Annotated in this window: 20 protein-coding genes and 3 pseudogenes; 12 read left to right on the top strand and 11 right to left on the bottom strand. The window is 45.3% G+C overall.

Features of this window, described 5'->3' with window-relative positions:
* Positions 1-45 precede the first annotated feature (45 nt).
* The 9 genes and pseudogenes from OO184_RS19045 to OO184_RS19005 form a co-directional block, all read right to left on the bottom strand.
* Positions 46-513, bottom strand: coding sequence for an aminodeoxychorismate/anthranilate synthase component II (locus OO184_RS19045; RefSeq protein WP_265380530.1), 468 nt, complete (start codon positions 511-513; stop codon positions 46-48).
* A pseudogene (locus OO184_RS19040) lies at positions 473-802 on the bottom strand (transposase domain-containing protein); the annotation flags it as partial. The gene OO184_RS19045 and the pseudogene OO184_RS19040, both read right to left, overlap by 41 nt.
* A gap of 111 nt (positions 803-913) precedes the next feature.
* Entirely contained in the window at positions 914-1,681 is a 768-nt protein-coding gene (locus OO184_RS19035) for a hypothetical protein (RefSeq protein ID WP_265380529.1), read from the bottom strand.
* A 130-nt stretch (positions 1,682-1,811) separates the two neighbouring features.
* The gene (locus tag OO184_RS19030) at positions 1,812-2,357 is read right to left on the bottom strand and encodes a FlhC family transcriptional regulator (protein WP_265380528.1); all 546 of its coding nucleotides are present in this window, start codon (positions 2,355-2,357) and stop codon (positions 1,812-1,814) included.
* Positions 2,358-2,359: 2 nt separating this feature from the next.
* A complete protein-coding gene (locus OO184_RS19025; protein WP_265380527.1) occupies positions 2,360-2,887 on the bottom strand; it encodes a hypothetical protein in 528 nt (175 codons plus the stop codon).
* Entirely contained in the window at positions 2,880-3,440 is a 561-nt protein-coding gene (locus tag OO184_RS19020; RefSeq protein ID WP_265380526.1) for a transglycosylase SLT domain-containing protein, read from the bottom strand. The genes OO184_RS19025 and OO184_RS19020 overlap by 8 nt, the downstream gene beginning before the upstream one ends.
* 21 nt (positions 3,441-3,461) lie before the next feature.
* Positions 3,462-3,638, bottom strand: a complete 177-nt coding sequence (locus OO184_RS19015) for a hypothetical protein (protein WP_192900880.1) — start codon at positions 3,636-3,638, stop codon at positions 3,462-3,464.
* On the bottom strand, positions 3,607-4,008 hold the full coding sequence (locus OO184_RS19010) for a hypothetical protein (protein WP_265380525.1): 402 nt from the start codon (positions 4,006-4,008) through the stop codon (positions 3,607-3,609). The genes OO184_RS19015 and OO184_RS19010 overlap by 32 nt, the downstream gene beginning before the upstream one ends.
* A gap of 15 nt (positions 4,009-4,023) precedes the next feature.
* A complete protein-coding gene (locus OO184_RS19005; RefSeq protein ID WP_265380524.1) occupies positions 4,024-4,794 on the bottom strand; it encodes a ParM/StbA family protein in 771 nt (256 codons plus the stop codon).
* 882 nt (positions 4,795-5,676) lie between these two features.
* Between OO184_RS19005 and mobI the strand changes: the two genes are divergently transcribed.
* The 10 genes from mobI to OO184_RS18965 all read left to right on the top strand — a co-directional run bounded on the left by mobI (position 5,677) and on the right by OO184_RS18965 (position 11,269).
* Positions 5,677-6,108 carry a conjugative transfer protein MobI(A/C) gene (gene mobI, locus OO184_RS19000; protein ID WP_265380523.1) on the top strand — a complete coding sequence of 144 codons (432 nt, stop codon included), beginning with the start codon at positions 5,677-5,679 and terminating at the stop codon, positions 6,106-6,108.
* Between the two features lie 1,310 nt (positions 6,109-7,418).
* Positions 7,419-7,580, top strand: a complete 162-nt coding sequence (locus tag OO184_RS18995) for a hypothetical protein (protein WP_265380522.1) — start codon at positions 7,419-7,421, stop codon at positions 7,578-7,580.
* A 407-nt stretch (positions 7,581-7,987) separates the two neighbouring features.
* On the top strand, positions 7,988-8,308 hold the full coding sequence (locus tag OO184_RS18990; RefSeq protein WP_265380521.1) for a hypothetical protein: 321 nt from the start codon (positions 7,988-7,990) through the stop codon (positions 8,306-8,308).
* A gap of 207 nt (positions 8,309-8,515) precedes the next feature.
* On the top strand, positions 8,516-8,647 hold the full coding sequence (locus OO184_RS18985; RefSeq protein ID WP_265380520.1) for a hypothetical protein: 132 nt from the start codon (positions 8,516-8,518) through the stop codon (positions 8,645-8,647).
* A gap of 239 nt (positions 8,648-8,886) precedes the next feature.
* Positions 8,887-9,009, top strand: coding sequence for a hypothetical protein (locus OO184_RS25335; protein WP_376712584.1), 123 nt, complete (start codon positions 8,887-8,889; stop codon positions 9,007-9,009).
* Between the two features lie 26 nt (positions 9,010-9,035).
* Positions 9,036-9,839 (top strand): group II intron reverse transcriptase/maturase, encoded by an 804-nt coding sequence (ltrA, locus tag OO184_RS25330; RefSeq protein ID WP_376712583.1) that lies wholly within the window; start codon positions 9,036-9,038, stop codon positions 9,837-9,839.
* A complete protein-coding gene (locus OO184_RS25325; protein ID WP_376712582.1) occupies positions 9,826-10,125 on the top strand; it encodes a group II intron maturase-specific domain-containing protein in 300 nt (99 codons plus the stop codon). Before ltrA ends, OO184_RS25325 begins: the two co-directional genes overlap by 14 nt.
* 278 nt (positions 10,126-10,403) lie before the next feature.
* Complete coding sequence (locus OO184_RS25095) at positions 10,404-10,619, top strand: hypothetical protein (protein WP_265380549.1); 216 nt, start codon at positions 10,404-10,406, stop codon at positions 10,617-10,619.
* The gene (locus OO184_RS18970) at positions 10,537-10,938 is read left to right on the top strand and encodes a group II intron maturase-specific domain-containing protein (RefSeq protein WP_265380548.1); all 402 of its coding nucleotides are present in this window, start codon (positions 10,537-10,539) and stop codon (positions 10,936-10,938) included. Before OO184_RS25095 ends, OO184_RS18970 begins: the two co-directional genes overlap by 83 nt.
* A gap of 154 nt (positions 10,939-11,092) precedes the next feature.
* Positions 11,093-11,269 (top strand): 2Fe-2S iron-sulfur cluster-binding family protein, encoded by a 177-nt coding sequence (locus OO184_RS18965; RefSeq protein WP_265380519.1) that lies wholly within the window; start codon positions 11,093-11,095, stop codon positions 11,267-11,269.
* 118 nt (positions 11,270-11,387) lie between these two features.
* On the opposite strand, the gene OO184_RS18960 is transcribed toward OO184_RS18965, so the two are convergent.
* On the bottom strand, positions 11,388-11,897 hold the full coding sequence (locus OO184_RS18960; protein WP_265380518.1) for a hypothetical protein: 510 nt from the start codon (positions 11,895-11,897) through the stop codon (positions 11,388-11,390).
* Positions 11,898-12,031: 134 nt separating this feature from the next.
* Here OO184_RS18960 and OO184_RS18955 point away from each other — a divergent pair.
* Positions 12,032-12,422: pseudogene (locus OO184_RS18955) on the top strand (group II intron reverse transcriptase/maturase); the annotation flags it as partial.
* A gap of 151 nt (positions 12,423-12,573) precedes the next feature.
* Positions 12,574-12,909: a hypothetical protein gene (locus OO184_RS18950; RefSeq protein WP_265380517.1), complete on the top strand. Its 336-nt coding sequence runs from the start codon at positions 12,574-12,576 to the stop codon at positions 12,907-12,909.
* Positions 12,910-13,701: 792 nt separating this feature from the next.
* Here the strand turns inward: OO184_RS18950 and OO184_RS25480 are convergent.
* A pseudogene (locus OO184_RS25480) lies at positions 13,702-14,741 on the bottom strand (IS110 family RNA-guided transposase).
* Between the last annotated feature and the right edge of the window lie 116 nt (positions 14,742-14,857).

The following is a 14,857-nucleotide window of genomic DNA, read 5'->3' as shown; positions in this document are numbered from 1 at the left end:
TGAGTCAGTTCTTCAGTGGATAATTTGGACTGGTGCCGAGAGCCTTTATTTTGTTTTGATTTCGGTGAGCTCATGGCTTTCTTTTCCCTCTTGTTTAACAGTCGATCCCCCAAATGGTAACTCTTGGTGTACGACTACCATAAGAGTATTATCATCTGTCCAAGCTAGCGGACGCAGTATTTCAGGAATATCGTAAACAGTAAGGGAATGATAGCGAACAATCTTAAATCTCTGAGGAATATTTTGAAAGAGATCGTCGCGAATATGATTCACTAGACAGATTCGACCATGCATAGGCGAAACTCTAGCCCCAACTTCCAAGCATAATCCCTGATGGCTTAAACAAGCACAAAATAACGGCTTGATAAATTCTCTTTGTTGTAAGACCTCACGAGATATACCTATATCAATAGCATTACCTGGATGACCAGGACCAATTGAAATCACGACAAGATCAAAATCCTGTAGCCAACCACAGTTGTGCTGTCTGCATAAAGGCACGACAAACGACATCTCTTCCCAGCCTCTGACGGACCTGTATAACAGCTCTGGATGCAACGAAGGGACGGTTGCCGGGCAACATGATATCCAGGTAGTTGACGATTTGATGGAAAAACTCTTTGCGCTCCAGTGCCATACCGACGATACATCAGACCGTCGTTCCCAGTGGCAGGCGACGCTTGCGTAATGTCACCGTGCTGGATTCAGCGAGGCAGCGGGCAATAAATTCCGGATTAAGGAAATATCATAAAAAGCCAATGTATTACGTGTGGTACCGTAAAAGGTCAAGGACCTGAGCAATGCGCGTAAAAAAATCCGGAAGCGGGGAGCATTTCCGGATTCTTACACAGCCACTGGATCAGTCAACTGATCCTTAACTGATCGGCATTATCCATTCGAGCAGTTTTTTTACCTACTGTTTGTTGAAGTAATAGGTTTCACCATTATGGAAAACTATCGGTGGATGCTCATGCGAGCCCGGAAGGAAAACGGCACGACTTGGGCCAAGCTCTACGCTCATTTGTTTTACAAACGGTACGTTATCAGCCTGACTTGAGTATTTGAAGAAGCAGTTACTCAGCAGGAAAAAGCTGGCTTTACCATCTACTGCTATCGGAGGCGAAGGCAATGTTGGAATCACGTCTTCATATGAAACCCATTCACCATTCTGAGCAGGACGTTTAATCAGTGTTGAACCAACGCTCTTATCATCGCCACAAACTGGCCCAGGTGTGTACCCATGCATAGACTTTAGTGTTTTTCTTACAATCGGTTCAATTTGCTGGTAGTTTCCCATAGCAATCATATTATTCCATGACCCAACGCGAGCCATGCCATCTACTACAGGAGCAGGAGTACGAGCCGTCAGCACGGAGAGAACCGGAATAAATGCTGTGTGAGTAGCAAAACCCGCTGCGATATCTGCGGCTACACCACCATAGTTACCCGTACCTTTCTGGTTCGGACGTACCGGCTCTTTGAGAGGAACAATATTGTCTTTATCGGTCACCCCGTTATAAATAACGTAATTATCCCCCGCGTCAGTGATTTGGCGCAAATCCATTGCCCGTGCAAACTGAAGTGCCTTTGAAGGATTGCTATCCACCGGCATTGTTGGAGGAACGTTAGCACAGCCAGCCAGAGCCATAGATACCAGGGTAATGTTCAGAAATTCTTTCATCAGTTATACCTTATCGTAGTTCTTGCTCATAAACATTCTTAACCATCATACTAACCCACCCTATATTAGGGGACGAAGTGTCTCAGCCAAAAAAGTCACTGAAAAAACCATAAAAAAGCGTGGATTTTATTTATCGGCTAATTGCTTTCTGTCGCTCTTTATTCACTCCAGCCTCAGTACAAAACGGACACTGATGCTTTTTGTATGCTCTTTCGTAACTGTAGAGCGAAACAAAATACATCCCACATTTGCTGCATTTAACCATTCTGATTTCTTCTGAACGAAAGTCTCTCGCCAGTATCCACGCTTCGTTCGGATCCAGCATCATTGCTTGCGCTTGAATGGGACGGAACTTAATATTCAGTTCACGGTAAATTTCAAAGCTATCGACAACATCTAGGATGTTATTAGTGTTCGCTGGGTCTTTTGCTTTGCGCAGATAAATACTCATAAAATTTGTGGCTTCGACTTTCTTAGCCGTAGAACTCAAAAAGGTTTCTGACTGCTTCAAACGGCCAATGGAAACTTCTTTCGAACCGAATTCCTTTTTCAGGTAGTCAATCAGACGGTCACTGGTATTCAATGAATGGATAATCACCTTCTTCCTAAAACCCAGCTTAACCATGCGCTGAGTCATTGCATAGATATCTTCATCTTTCACTAACGCTGCTTTCATTTTCAGTTGCTCCAATCTTCATAACGTAATTGCAAGTATGCCGCTAATTCCATGTGAGGCTTATCGCTTCCAAAGATTGAGCTCCAATCGCCTTCAGCAAGTTCAGTCAGCGGGCGAACCGGTTTGAAGTACAGCTCTCCTCTAATGATCGCGTCGATAGTCTGCATATCATCTAAGCGTTCAATAAAGGACACCGCTTCTTCAGAACACATCCAATAAAAGGACTGGGCTCGGGTACCGTTATGAATATTCAAACGCACACTAAGCACTAACAGTGCCAGGCGCAAAATGAATGAATCGTGTCGGACGAAATTATCTACTTCACGGTTCTTACGCTCCGGATCATGACCAATGACAAAGACAGGTAAGTCATATTCTGAAATAGACTTAATTAGACGATTTTGATTTTCCTTATCCTTCAGGAATCTCCTGTCCTCAGCCGACATTGAGAACGGGCTGTTGTAGTAAGACTGCCCGCGTGTTTCGATTGATATTGCGCAATTCAGAAACGAAATATTTTCATTAACCATTTTCAATCAGCCTCTTCCAGATCCGTAACACGTTTTCCCCGTAGTTGCGTGCTTTATCGCGCAAGGCCGGGTTTGGCGTGTGATAACTACCAATGGCAAGCACGATGTCATTTGGCATAGAGTTGATCGCATTGCACAACACTTTAGCTCCTACGCGGATGTTTATATCTACATCCAAAAGATCTTCTGGCTTATTGACGTAGTGGCCGTTCCAACGGTAGTTGATCTGAGAGATACCGATATCGGTTACTGGAGATGCGGCCAAATAGCGAGCAAGAGCTTGTTTAGCGTCCGCATAATTTATTGGATAGTAAGAACCATAAATAGGATTGTTTAAGGCCCACGGGCTTGGTGCTACATATCCTTTTTCACCTGTGCTCTGACGACTGTCATAAAGTGCAACTGCATACAGAAGATATGGGTCAAGCCCACATTCAGCTTTAGCGTATTTTTCCCACGAAGTTTTACGCAGATCAATAATACCAGCGCTGGCCTGCTGACTCAGACTGATACACAGAACTGCCACCATACCGGTTTTAACGAGATTCTGCATTTTACCCCCAATGCAGGGCCATTAACCTATCTGAAGACGCTTCCTCGATGGTTTATTTTCGGCATCTGCATCCTTTTCCGTCATTTTAACAGCTTCGGTATTCCCCTCTTTTGGTGAGCTACCATCAGATACCAAAGCATCATTTTTGCTTCCTACCTCGCTCTTCTCAGTCAGCCCCCCGCTGACCTGAAGACTCAATACTTACTCCCGATACTGCTTTATTAACAGGCTGGGGTTGAATGTTACTTTCTACTACACCTGCCTCATCCTTTTGACGAAGCATTTCGCTTAATTCCTTCGAATCTTCATTTTTTGATGGCTTTTGTCGTTGGGTATTGGTTGCTGTTGAATTCCCCGGATCGGCAGTTTTCTGGGTTTTCCCCTTAGAACGCTTCAGTTCAGACGCCGCCCTTTTAGGTTGTGGGGAAGCAATACGGCTACTTCCCCTTAAGTAAGCGCTGTTTGCTAATGCAACCAGCGCACTACTTTTTTGCCCGCTTGGGAATGATTCAAGGTACTCAACCAGCTCCGGAAACAGCAATCTATTGATTGTTGCCCTGATCTGCATGGAGCCCCCTTTGATTTATTTGTCACTGTAAAACATGGCATCCACACCATAGTTCCAAAAGCCAATCGCATTACTGGCTGCCGGGTTCGGGCTGGATACAATTTTGTGTGGAAAGGTTTCGTGTATCACGTTTTCGTAAAAAGCCGTACCTCCACCAGCAGCCGCAATTACATGGATTGCTCCCAGTGGACGGGTATTTTTACGGGGCTCTTTTACAACATCGCCTGTAAGTTGTGGAACTTCTCGTTTCAAAAAAAGAGCCAATTCATTTTTTGTGATCAGACCATCACGGTTGGTGATATCGTTGATGACACTGACGCCAGGAGGAAAGACCATGACTTTTTTGACTGTAACTGTCAGTTTGGAATTGATGATGAACACGCCTGTCAGACGTGCTGTTAACTTACTACGCTCACCTTCATTATGAGCCAGACGTACCGGAAGCCCCATTACCAGCAAATCAATCTCAGTCCCCACTTTCTTTGATATCTTTGCTAGTGCCCCAAAGTACAATGCCAAATACATTTCTGTCATATGGTCGTTGTCATGGAACTCTTGACCGTCAGGCCCATCAGTGAAAGCGTGCCACATATTACCGTTTGGATAAACACAGACCTCTTCATCACGATTGCGTTTCACCAGTTGGGCATCATCTTCGAGTTCTGTGGTTGCATAGGCTGGGTAAATGGATACATCAAGAATAGTGTCATTTGCCTCCCTCGTAGCTATTTTTACGTTGCTATAGCCGATATCTACCGCAAATATAATCAGCTTACTATCGCTCATTAGTTAACCTTTCATTAACAACTAATCATTTTGATGCTCACCATTTTGACTTCCACCACTCGCCCCCACAGCGAGAAATCAGGCAGAAATGCTAGATGAACACCTCCCCCCACAATAGTCCAATTTTGTTTATATTCTGCAACATAATATTCATTTCATCTTGCATTTCCATTTTTTTTAGCCGCAAAATGACGTGAAATGAGGCTTGTTTTAAGACCAAATCTGTGCATTTAAAACGTGCAAATCTAGCAATAACAATGTGCAAAAAAGGACTTCATGTATGTACTTATCTAGCCACATTTCATGTGTAGATATATCCATAATCTATGTACAGGAATTCCATCGTAAAATCTCGTTTCTATTAGTTTTATAATCTTTGTTGTACTATCGATTCTGTACCCAACGAAATTTATATTAGTTATTTTTCACTCAAAAAATATCGCTTAGGGAACGATCAGGGATGAACTCTTAGAGGAGGAAAACAGATGCCTAGACAGCCAGATAAAAGTTTATTTAAATTAATATTTGACTAAAAACCATTAAAAATTTTATTGAAACTACACTCTTATTTCGTGACCTTAGTCACCTTTCTATAATGGCAAGTTCCTATCAGCTCAACGATGAACCTGAAATTTAAAACTGGTCTATCTAATTTAGCATGTATTCTGTCTTTCGTCAGAAAACATGTTTTTTACAGAAATGCCAATTTAGATCTCTTCTGGCAAGAACAATATTTTTCCTAATGCTGCAAAATGGGTTATACGACTGCATGATGCTGAAAAAATACAATCGTTCCTTTATGCAGAAAATAACTAAACTGGCGTAATAATAGTAATTCTGTTTTTTTAAAGAATTCCGTTATCTGAAATATGGGGGGTTATAATGGACATTGAGGGCTATATCAAAGCGTTGGAAGATGCGCGGGATGCACTGGATCGAGCCGCTGACAAAATTCTAGATGAGGCAACTAAATTGCGTTCTGAATATTGGTCGAGTGCTACCAGTGACGGTGAAAAAGTCCGGTACACATTTAACGTGGTCAAACAAGAATCAACGATCAGGATCCGCTGGGCACGAATGACACCTTTGCGAAAAGCTGGCGGTGATATCTACCGTGTTGTTCCGAAGTACCTGACGATCAACAAGGGGGAAACATACCCAGCATCTAAATTCAAAGATGCAGGTCCAAGAGAACTCAGTCTGATAGTGATGTACGAAGCACAATTAACTACCCTTCGTGCAGAGCTCAAAAAGAACCGTTCAATTCGCCAGTTGATTTCACGCCGAATTACAGAGAACAAAAAACTATTGTAATAGGAAAATCTGTAATCGTAAGAGGTAAACAAAACGAACAAACGAACAGTATTGGTAAAATGCGACATTAATTAAGGAGAATTATGTCAACCATCAAAATTAACAATCACGCAACAAATCCGATGAGTCAGGTATACAATCTGTTTGCCAGCGAAGCTGATACAAAAACCGAGGCACTGTTATGACGGGTAAAAGTTTCGCGTGAAATTCTGGCCGAATCTGCATCATTGATGAAGCAGACAATGTTGAACAAAAAAATCACCAATGTCCTAGCTCTGAATGAATTTGCTTCCGAAGCTCATGGTCGCATGCGGTCAGCACGGAAGCAAATGCTTTATCGGGTTTACCGATGAAGCAGATTTTCGTATCAGTGTAAACATGAACGCCCCAATCAAAGAATTGGTAAACAAAACACACTGATAGAAACATAAATAACTAACCGGGCACCATCCCGGTTTTTTATTTCCTCAGTAATTACCTTTCAACAAACTCTCCGCAATTAGTGGGACTTCATGCAACCCACAGCACAGAAAGCGGTGATCGGTTTTCGGAATGAATCGGGAATTTCAGCGGTGGTTTTTTCTCGGGATGAGTATTCGCAGAGAAGTTGAAGAATATACTCAAATTTGAATTTTGCAAAGGTTAAGTATGAAGCGGTAAACAAAGCGAGTAATAGAGCTTAAGTGTGATTTTTGTTTTCAATCGGAGCGAGAATATTGGTATGTATGGTTAAGTATGAGTGATTGACGCATTCGGTATTAGCAAATGAGCTGGGATCCTGTATGTGGTCAGTGGCTCAGAAAGTTAAGAGTATTTTCCTCCGAGGATGTTTAGGGCTTTACGATTGGAGTGCGTTGTCGATGTAAAAAACGTGAGCAACAAACGTCATAACATTATCAATGCGGCAGTGTATCAGCGTGATGTGGTAACAATGACACGGGTTTGTAAACAAAACGAGTACTGCGAGTTGAAACTGGTAGGTGTATGGTGGACATGGCACTAACACCCCTCCGGGTTTTAATCGAAAACTGTGAGTATTCCCTATCAACTTGTTGATATGACGTGCGAAGGGTCAGAGCGAAGAGCTGGCAAATAACCAGTGTCCGAATGTGCTCAGGATTCAGGTATCTGGGATCATGGTAAGTGAACTACATTCCTATTTAAGGAATACCAATACACACTATCGAAATAATCGATATACCAACAATTCAAAAATTTCGTCACCCGTCCTGGTTGGGTGAAAATGTCTGTCGGCGTGTCATTATGACGCGCTACTCTATTCACTAATACTATTGGGAGAGGAAAAGAGCATGACTCAAAATAACATGCAACTGACGGGTTACAAGATCATTGTACTGGATTCGCTCTACTGGTTTATTATCTCTCTAGTTTTGCTAGCGGTTTGTGCCATGAATGTGATCAACATTGAGACATTGGCCAGCTTATTTCATCATATTCTTGGAGTTCAGTAGCTGAATGATGAGGAATATTGATGCTCAGTTCGTTTTTCATCCGGCCGTATCGTGGTTATCTGACAATTATGATCTCAGTATCAATGATGCTGAATTTTCAACAACACGTTTTTGGTACTTTTGCATATCTGTTCAATGCAGTAGTTGGTTTTTATCTAGGCAGGTACACGAGGACTAACCGTTTTGGTATTCAGTCTGTGTAATCACCAAATACTATGTAATATATTCATTTGAAAATGATGAAACACAGACAGGTTTTTATTGAGAACCCTTCGCTAGACTTAAACTTGTTTTTGGCCGAGCGTAGAGCTGGCAAGCAAGCGATATTGATGTTTGCACCATAGCTGGTGAACGACTCAGACTTTTTGTACCGGGATTGTCCGGTTTATTTTCACTTGTGGGGTAGTATGTACTCTTTAGTTAAAGTAGCTACCGTAAATGGTATGCAGGAAACATTGTGTCTGGCCTCTTTCTCTCATTTGGTATCGGGTGTACTGGAACAGTTTTTGGTAACTCGATCCATAGATGACCATCACCATGTCGTCACTCATGAGGAAACAGGGTGGATGGTTTGTCCAATAGATCTGCTCTCCACCACGCTAGTAGGAGTTGAAAAATCAGGCAGAGATGCTTTGAATGATTTTATTGATCGTTATGGTGAGACTCGTCTTGCTGAACTGATATCTAGCACCAAAAAGGATCTGACCGAGAATAAGTATCCAAAATGATACGTCGCTGGCTTGAGGCGGGGGATGTACAGGGACGGACGATGCAACGACGGTACGAAGGTACGCCGCAGGGCGGCCCGCTGTCACCATTACTGTCAAATATCCTGCTGGACAGGTTCGATAAGAACTTGAGCAGCGAGGACACCGGTTCGTACGCTATGCTGATGACTGTGTGCCACGAAAGCATGCATGGTGATGTTAGCTACCGTGCAGCTGTGTTGCACAAGAGATGAGGGACGGCCCCTCGGTGTCGGTGTACAGGCGCAGGCATCAAACCACCCACTGCTGCTGCGTTTAAGAGATGTGGTGGTGAGCGAGATGGGAAAAGGTCGGGCATGACCTGATCAGACAAGACTCGAAGAGACGAACGAAAGTGAACCGTTGATGATGTGTCGAAAGCGTATAGATGATGTCAGAACCATGGTGGAGTCGTTCCTATGGGATAAGTGCAGGAGGCAACCTGTTTACTGCCTGTGCGGCATCCGGCATGAAAGCGGCGTGAAGTCGAGTCAGGCTCTGGTGCGGAACGTGGGAACCTGTCACCCCGATGCAAAGGGAGAAGCGCAAGTGGAGGCCCCATGAGCGCCAGAGTACCAATGCGGGGTACAGGGGCGGAGCAGGCTGTAGTAGTGAGGAAGGGTCGTAACGGATCTGGAGCGAAGGGCCTGCCCCATTGTGCTGAGGGTGCACAGCAACTGTGAGTGGAAACGGTCCTGGGAGGACTGCTGTGACATTAGCAAAGCCGTTTCCTATCACCAAGAGACAGGTCTGGGAAGCCTATAAACGGGTTAAAGTAAATCGTGGGGCGGCAGGCGTTGACGGACAGACGCTGACTGAGTTTGATGGGAATGTTGTGAACAATCTCTACAAGCTCTGGAACAGGCTGGCATCTGGAAGTTACCTGCCGCCAGCGGTTAGGTGTGTGGAAATTCCCAAGTCTGATGGCGGAGTACGACCGCTGGGTATACCCACAGTATCAGACAGGATAGCCCAAATGGTCGTTAAGCAGGTTCTTGAACCTGTTCTGGAACCCGTGTTTCATGAAGATTCCTATGGATATCGGCCGGGAAAATCTGCACACGATGCGATTGAGCAGGCGAGAAAACGCTGCTGGAAGTTTGACTGGGTTGTGGAAATCGATATCAAAGGCTTCTTTGATAACATCGACCATCCCCTGTTACTGAAGGCAGTGCGACACCACACTCAGGAGCGCTGGGTTGTGATGTACATAGAACGCTGGCTAAAGGCACCCGTGCAAATGCCGGATGGAACGATAATGACGCGAACACGGGGGACACCGCAAGGCGGTGTCATCAGTCCGTTGTTAGCCAATTTATTCCTGCATTATGTGTTTGATATGTGGATGCAACGGCATCATAGCAATGTCCCGTTCGAGCGGTACGCCGATGATGTGGTATGCCATTGTCACAGTCAATCACAGGCTGAAGCACTGTTCCGTGACCTGAAACAGAGGTTCACACAATGTGGACTGGAATTACATCCACGGAAGACGCGTAATGGTTTACTGTAAGGATGCCGATCGTCGAAGGAGTTACACTCAAACAAGTTTTGACTTTCTGGGCTATACGTTCAGGCCCCGGCTGTCAAAAAATCGCTGGGGTAAAACCTTCGTAAATTTCAGTCCGGCGATAAGTGCCAAAGCGGGGAAAGCGATACGTCAGGAAATCAGGAACTGGAATCTGCAAAATCGCAGTGACAAGTCCTTGTTTGATTTAGCGTATATGTTCAACGCCAAAATCAGGGGATGGGTAAACTATTACAGTGCATTCTACAAGTCAGCACTGTATCCCCCCTGAGGCAAATTGATCGCAAACTCGTGTTGTGGCTGATACGTAAACATAAGCGTTTTAAGGGACACCGGAGAAGAGCCAGTCATTGGCTTGCAAGGGTGGCACGAAAGGAAACAAAACTGTTTGCACATTGGTCACTGTTATGGACAGGCTTCAATGGGAAGAGCCGGATGACACGTCCGGTTCCGTGAGCGCCTCGGGGGGCGGTTCCCCGGGGCGACTCGACTTAACATCTATGTTAAAAGTCCGCGAGCAGGTGAACGGGTGCTGACGAGCGTGTCGCGGTGACGGTCTCAGACTCTGAAGCTGCCGGTAAACAGGGAAAAGAGTCGGGTGGTTCGCCCGTGGAAGAGCCGATATCTGGGTTACAGTATGAGTCGTCAGAAAAAGACGACGCTACGGATAGCCCCGGAAAGCGTGGTCCGGCTGCGCAGCAGGCTGAAAATACTGTTCAAAGGCGCACAGGGGCGAAAGCTGGCCGACATAATCGGCGAGCTTAACCCGGTGTTGCGCGGATGGGGAACGTACTTCAGTCTGAGTGTGGGGAAAAGCGTGGCGGAAGGTGTTGATGGGTGGGTAAGACGTAAACTGAGGTGCATACTGTGGCGGCAGTGGAAATCGCCCTCAGCGAGAGCGAGAAAACTGATGCAACGGGGCATAGCGGAGTCCCGCGCCTGTAAATCGGCGTGGAACGGTCGCGGAGCGTGGTGGAATGCAGGGGCATCTCATATGAATCAGGCGCTGCCAAAAAGGCGGTGGGATAAAGCGGGACTGGTATCGGTCGCGGACACGATACAACGGCTCAAACGTATAACCTAAACCGCCGTATACGGAACCGTACGTACGGTGATGTGAGAGGACGGCGGGTCAAAGCCTGCCTCCTACTCGATTCTTTACCATTTCGTGGTGCTCACCGTACTTCTTCGTCGCTCAGGATTAGTTGCTTACACTAAAATCTTAGTATAGAGGTTTTATGTATATCAAACCAGGTATCATCACACTCAGAGATGATCGTCAACTTAAGCCACCAGCAAATACCATAACTCTGCTTAAAAGTCTGGAGGCTTACGGCATTGAAATTGAGTATCAGCGCCGGAAAGGCTACTGCAACTCATATAGACTGAGATTGCTGAAAGGCACAGTTCAATAATGTGCCCCAAACCGCTGACAAACCTCGTTGAAAATGTTGGTAGTTCTGGACAGCCTAATAGTATAGTTCGGCATGACTGAGTTTTATAACACAGGTATTGTTATCAGATGGTAGATATTCATTGCTTATCTCTCGCATGTTGCTCACCAGCTACAGTATCCATCAGATCGAAGTTATCCAGTAAATTACAGCCAGAATTCGTTTTCTGGGATTGCCACAATTCCGTCAGCACATCACGGTCAGGCATTCCGTTCGGGATCAGTGTCAGCAGCTCGCTCAACGTTTTAAGTTGGCGCATATGGCAAAGTGCAGCCAGCATAATTCCGTCAATTAGGTATTCAGTCAAGCCTCCGATCATCACCAGCATTTCAGGTGTCATGACAAAATGAGGGGACAGGTTTTGATTGAAGCGACAACGTACAAAATCGTATCCGGGAAAGTCAGTAGTAATACTCTCCAATAACGTTTCTAATCGTTCGGGATACATTTTACTCTGCCTGGCTACTAGCATTGCTGCCATCAGAAGAGTGTCATCAACGCGGTCATATGGACAGCCAGTACGTGAGAACGTAAACTGCGCATGTTCCAGCCACATTTTGAGTTCGATAGTGTTATTTTCGTTTTCCAAAGCACCCCCATTGCTTACCCACCAAAATAGATATCTGCCTGACAATTCTATGCCATAGGCGTAGTCCAGCTAACTGAGAATATCGTCAAAATGCGGTCATTTCTGGCAATAGAAAGCTCCAGACCGGTAGGAGTAACACTTTGGTGTTTACCTGCTATTGGGGAAAAATCGCGAAAAGGTTTATGGCGACTGAAATTAACCAGTCGCAAAGACCGTTTCGCGGCCAAATTGAAGGGACTCAGGGACTTTCTCTGGAAGAACCTGAATACACCTGACAAAAGGTTTGTCCTGGCTATCGTCATCAGAGTAATCAGAGTAATCAGAGGCTGGATAAATTATCACGGTATCTCTGATAACCAGAGACGAGTCGGGCAGTTTATCTACCAAAGTACGCGAATACTCTACAGATGGTTCAACCGTAAAGGTGGGTGTCGCCGACTGACGTGGAAAAAGCTGAATCTGATCCTGAAGATGCTGGGTTATCCATTTCGTTGGAAAACACATTCAATGTTCATTTCTTGCTGAATATGTGTGGGGACGCGGATCTGTCGGGAGCCGGATGCGGTAGTTCTGCACATCCGGTTCTGAGGAGGGTCTGCTTGGGTGACCGGACAGATCTACTCATCCCCCTACCCTGTGAGCGGTACGCTGGCGGGTAAAACGAGAGAGAAAGACTATGCTTGAAATTGCCACTGTTGCACTGATAATGAACTTTATCGAAGTCCTTAAAGCAGATATAGCTATCGCCCTACCCTCTGGTTTGTTGCTGATGGACCGGGAACATGAGATTGATACGATGACCACAGCCTACACACTGCTCTCTGCGACAAAAAGCAACACGATCAGCGATGCGTTGCTCATTACCACACAAAACACACTGTCATCCCATGAGAATGACGACAAGGAAAACGAGCATTGGTTTGTGAAAGCCAGTGAAATTCTGCGAAAAGCAGGGTGGTTAATTACCCGTGGCCCCTTGCCAATTACCCTGCCTTTGCTTGTCAAGCTGTGAGATAGTGATGATCGATTAAGGTAACCACCAGAACATCAGCGGTGGTGATGTCCGAACTGAACTGGCAATTAACCTTTTGTCTCCCTATCACTAAGGTGTGACAAGAGATATCTGTCGCAAAAGAGTAAACGATGTCATGATGATTATCGGGACTCGTGGATAACTGATTAACCCTTGCAAGCAAACTTGCTTGGGACAGGGATTATTGTTACGAAAGATATCGGTGATGTTGCCACGGAGCTTAGGATGACAAGGCCAGCGAATCCTTTCTAGAAATTGTTGTAGAAAATTACGGTGTTAATGTTGACACTGGCTACGACACACAGCAAACCATTATTCAGGAAAAAAGCAAAAAGAGGGTTTTATGATCACACTGCTAGGTGGTAGCTCTACAACCACAATCGTCTGCTAGAATGTCACCTTAACGGTAAGAAATGGGACGCACATGCTTGGTGTTCTTCGAAGGAAGCTACTGAACGTTGCATTGCACTACTGGCAATGAATGATTATCAGGAAATCAGAATTCTTCCTACCGTGCAGATTAATAACTAACCCGATATATGGACACCGACTTAATTCAAGTAGGTGAGTGAATTTCTCTGACATTGTAGTCGCAAGCATATATTCGGCTTCAATGAGCCCTGATGAAAATCCGCACTCTCTGCCCTCATTATTCTGAATTCTGACAGTCTCGATAGGCTGATCGGGTTACCAGGTTCACAGAGAGTCGGTACTACCTGTCAGTACATCAACTTATGGACTTCTATTACATCATGACGTCGAACTGTTAATTCACCGTGCTTCATAAACCGATTGTTGATTGACTAAGGCCCACGCGATTCGGGCATTTTTATTGGGGTTTGAAGTCTTATTCGCCAGTGCCACTGCCGCTTTATTGATCCCGCTGCGGGCTATCACGCCTTTTAACCAGCGTTGTAAGCCATTACATTGTTCGTCAGGGATTTTTTGCACCCGATATACTACTGAACGGGCACCCTGGATCAGTATTCCCCGCAAATAGCCATCCCCACGTTTCGTGATCCCCAATAACCTGACTTTTCCACCATTGCTATGCTCTCTTGGCACCAACCCCAGATAGCTGGCAAAATGGCGGCCATTCTTGAAGTCCATGCTGTCGCCCAAGGCGACCATCAGAGCCGATGCTCCCAGCGGGCCGATACCCGGCAGTGTCAGTAACCATCCGATATCTTCCTGTTGCCCATTCAGGTGGTCGAGGCGTTTATCCAGCACTTCCAAACGCGGCTGCTGCTCTTTGAGTTCAACAGGAGTTCCTGAAACAGTTCACGGCTCATTGGGGTCAGGTCATTTTCCGCGTTTTCCAGATGCTCAGGCAAACATTGCTCAACTTTGTAAGCACTTTCCGGGATGGCAATGCCATATTCCAAGCCCAATCCCCGGATTTGATTAATCAGCGCCGTCCTGTTTTTCATTAGCCGCTGGCGAACCCGATGCAAGCACTGAATATCCTGTTGTGCCTGTGTTTTTTCTGGGACATAACGCATCCCCGGACGACTGTTGGCTTCCACAATAGCCATCGCATCATTTTTATCATTCTTGCTGCCCATTCTGAACGACGAGACATATTGGGGACTGATTTGTTTCACCTCGTGACCAAAACGTTTAAATTGACGACGCCAGTAATTTGCACTGCCACGGGCTTCCATCACGATTTTTGAAGGAGGCTGCTGCGCAATGAAAGCGGTCAGTTTATCGCGTGACACCACCGTATTTTTAATCATTTTGCCCGGCGGGGATGCAATATGTAATTGAAACACCCGCGTTGCCAGATCAATTCCGATAACTTGTTCCATTGGACACCTCTTCATATTTTTGCTGATGTATTCAGCATGGCTCACGAAAGCCGTTTTGGGGAGGTGTCCATTTCATTATTCTGTTTAAGCCATCACTGGCAAATCGTCTTCTGAGT

The sequence above is a fragment of the Photorhabdus aballayi genome, from assembly GCF_026153155.1.
GTDB lineage: Bacteria > Pseudomonadota > Gammaproteobacteria > Enterobacterales > Enterobacteriaceae > Photorhabdus > Photorhabdus luminescens.
Note: the sequence above shows the minus strand (reverse complement) of the source record. Positions and strands in the feature narration are given on the sequence as shown.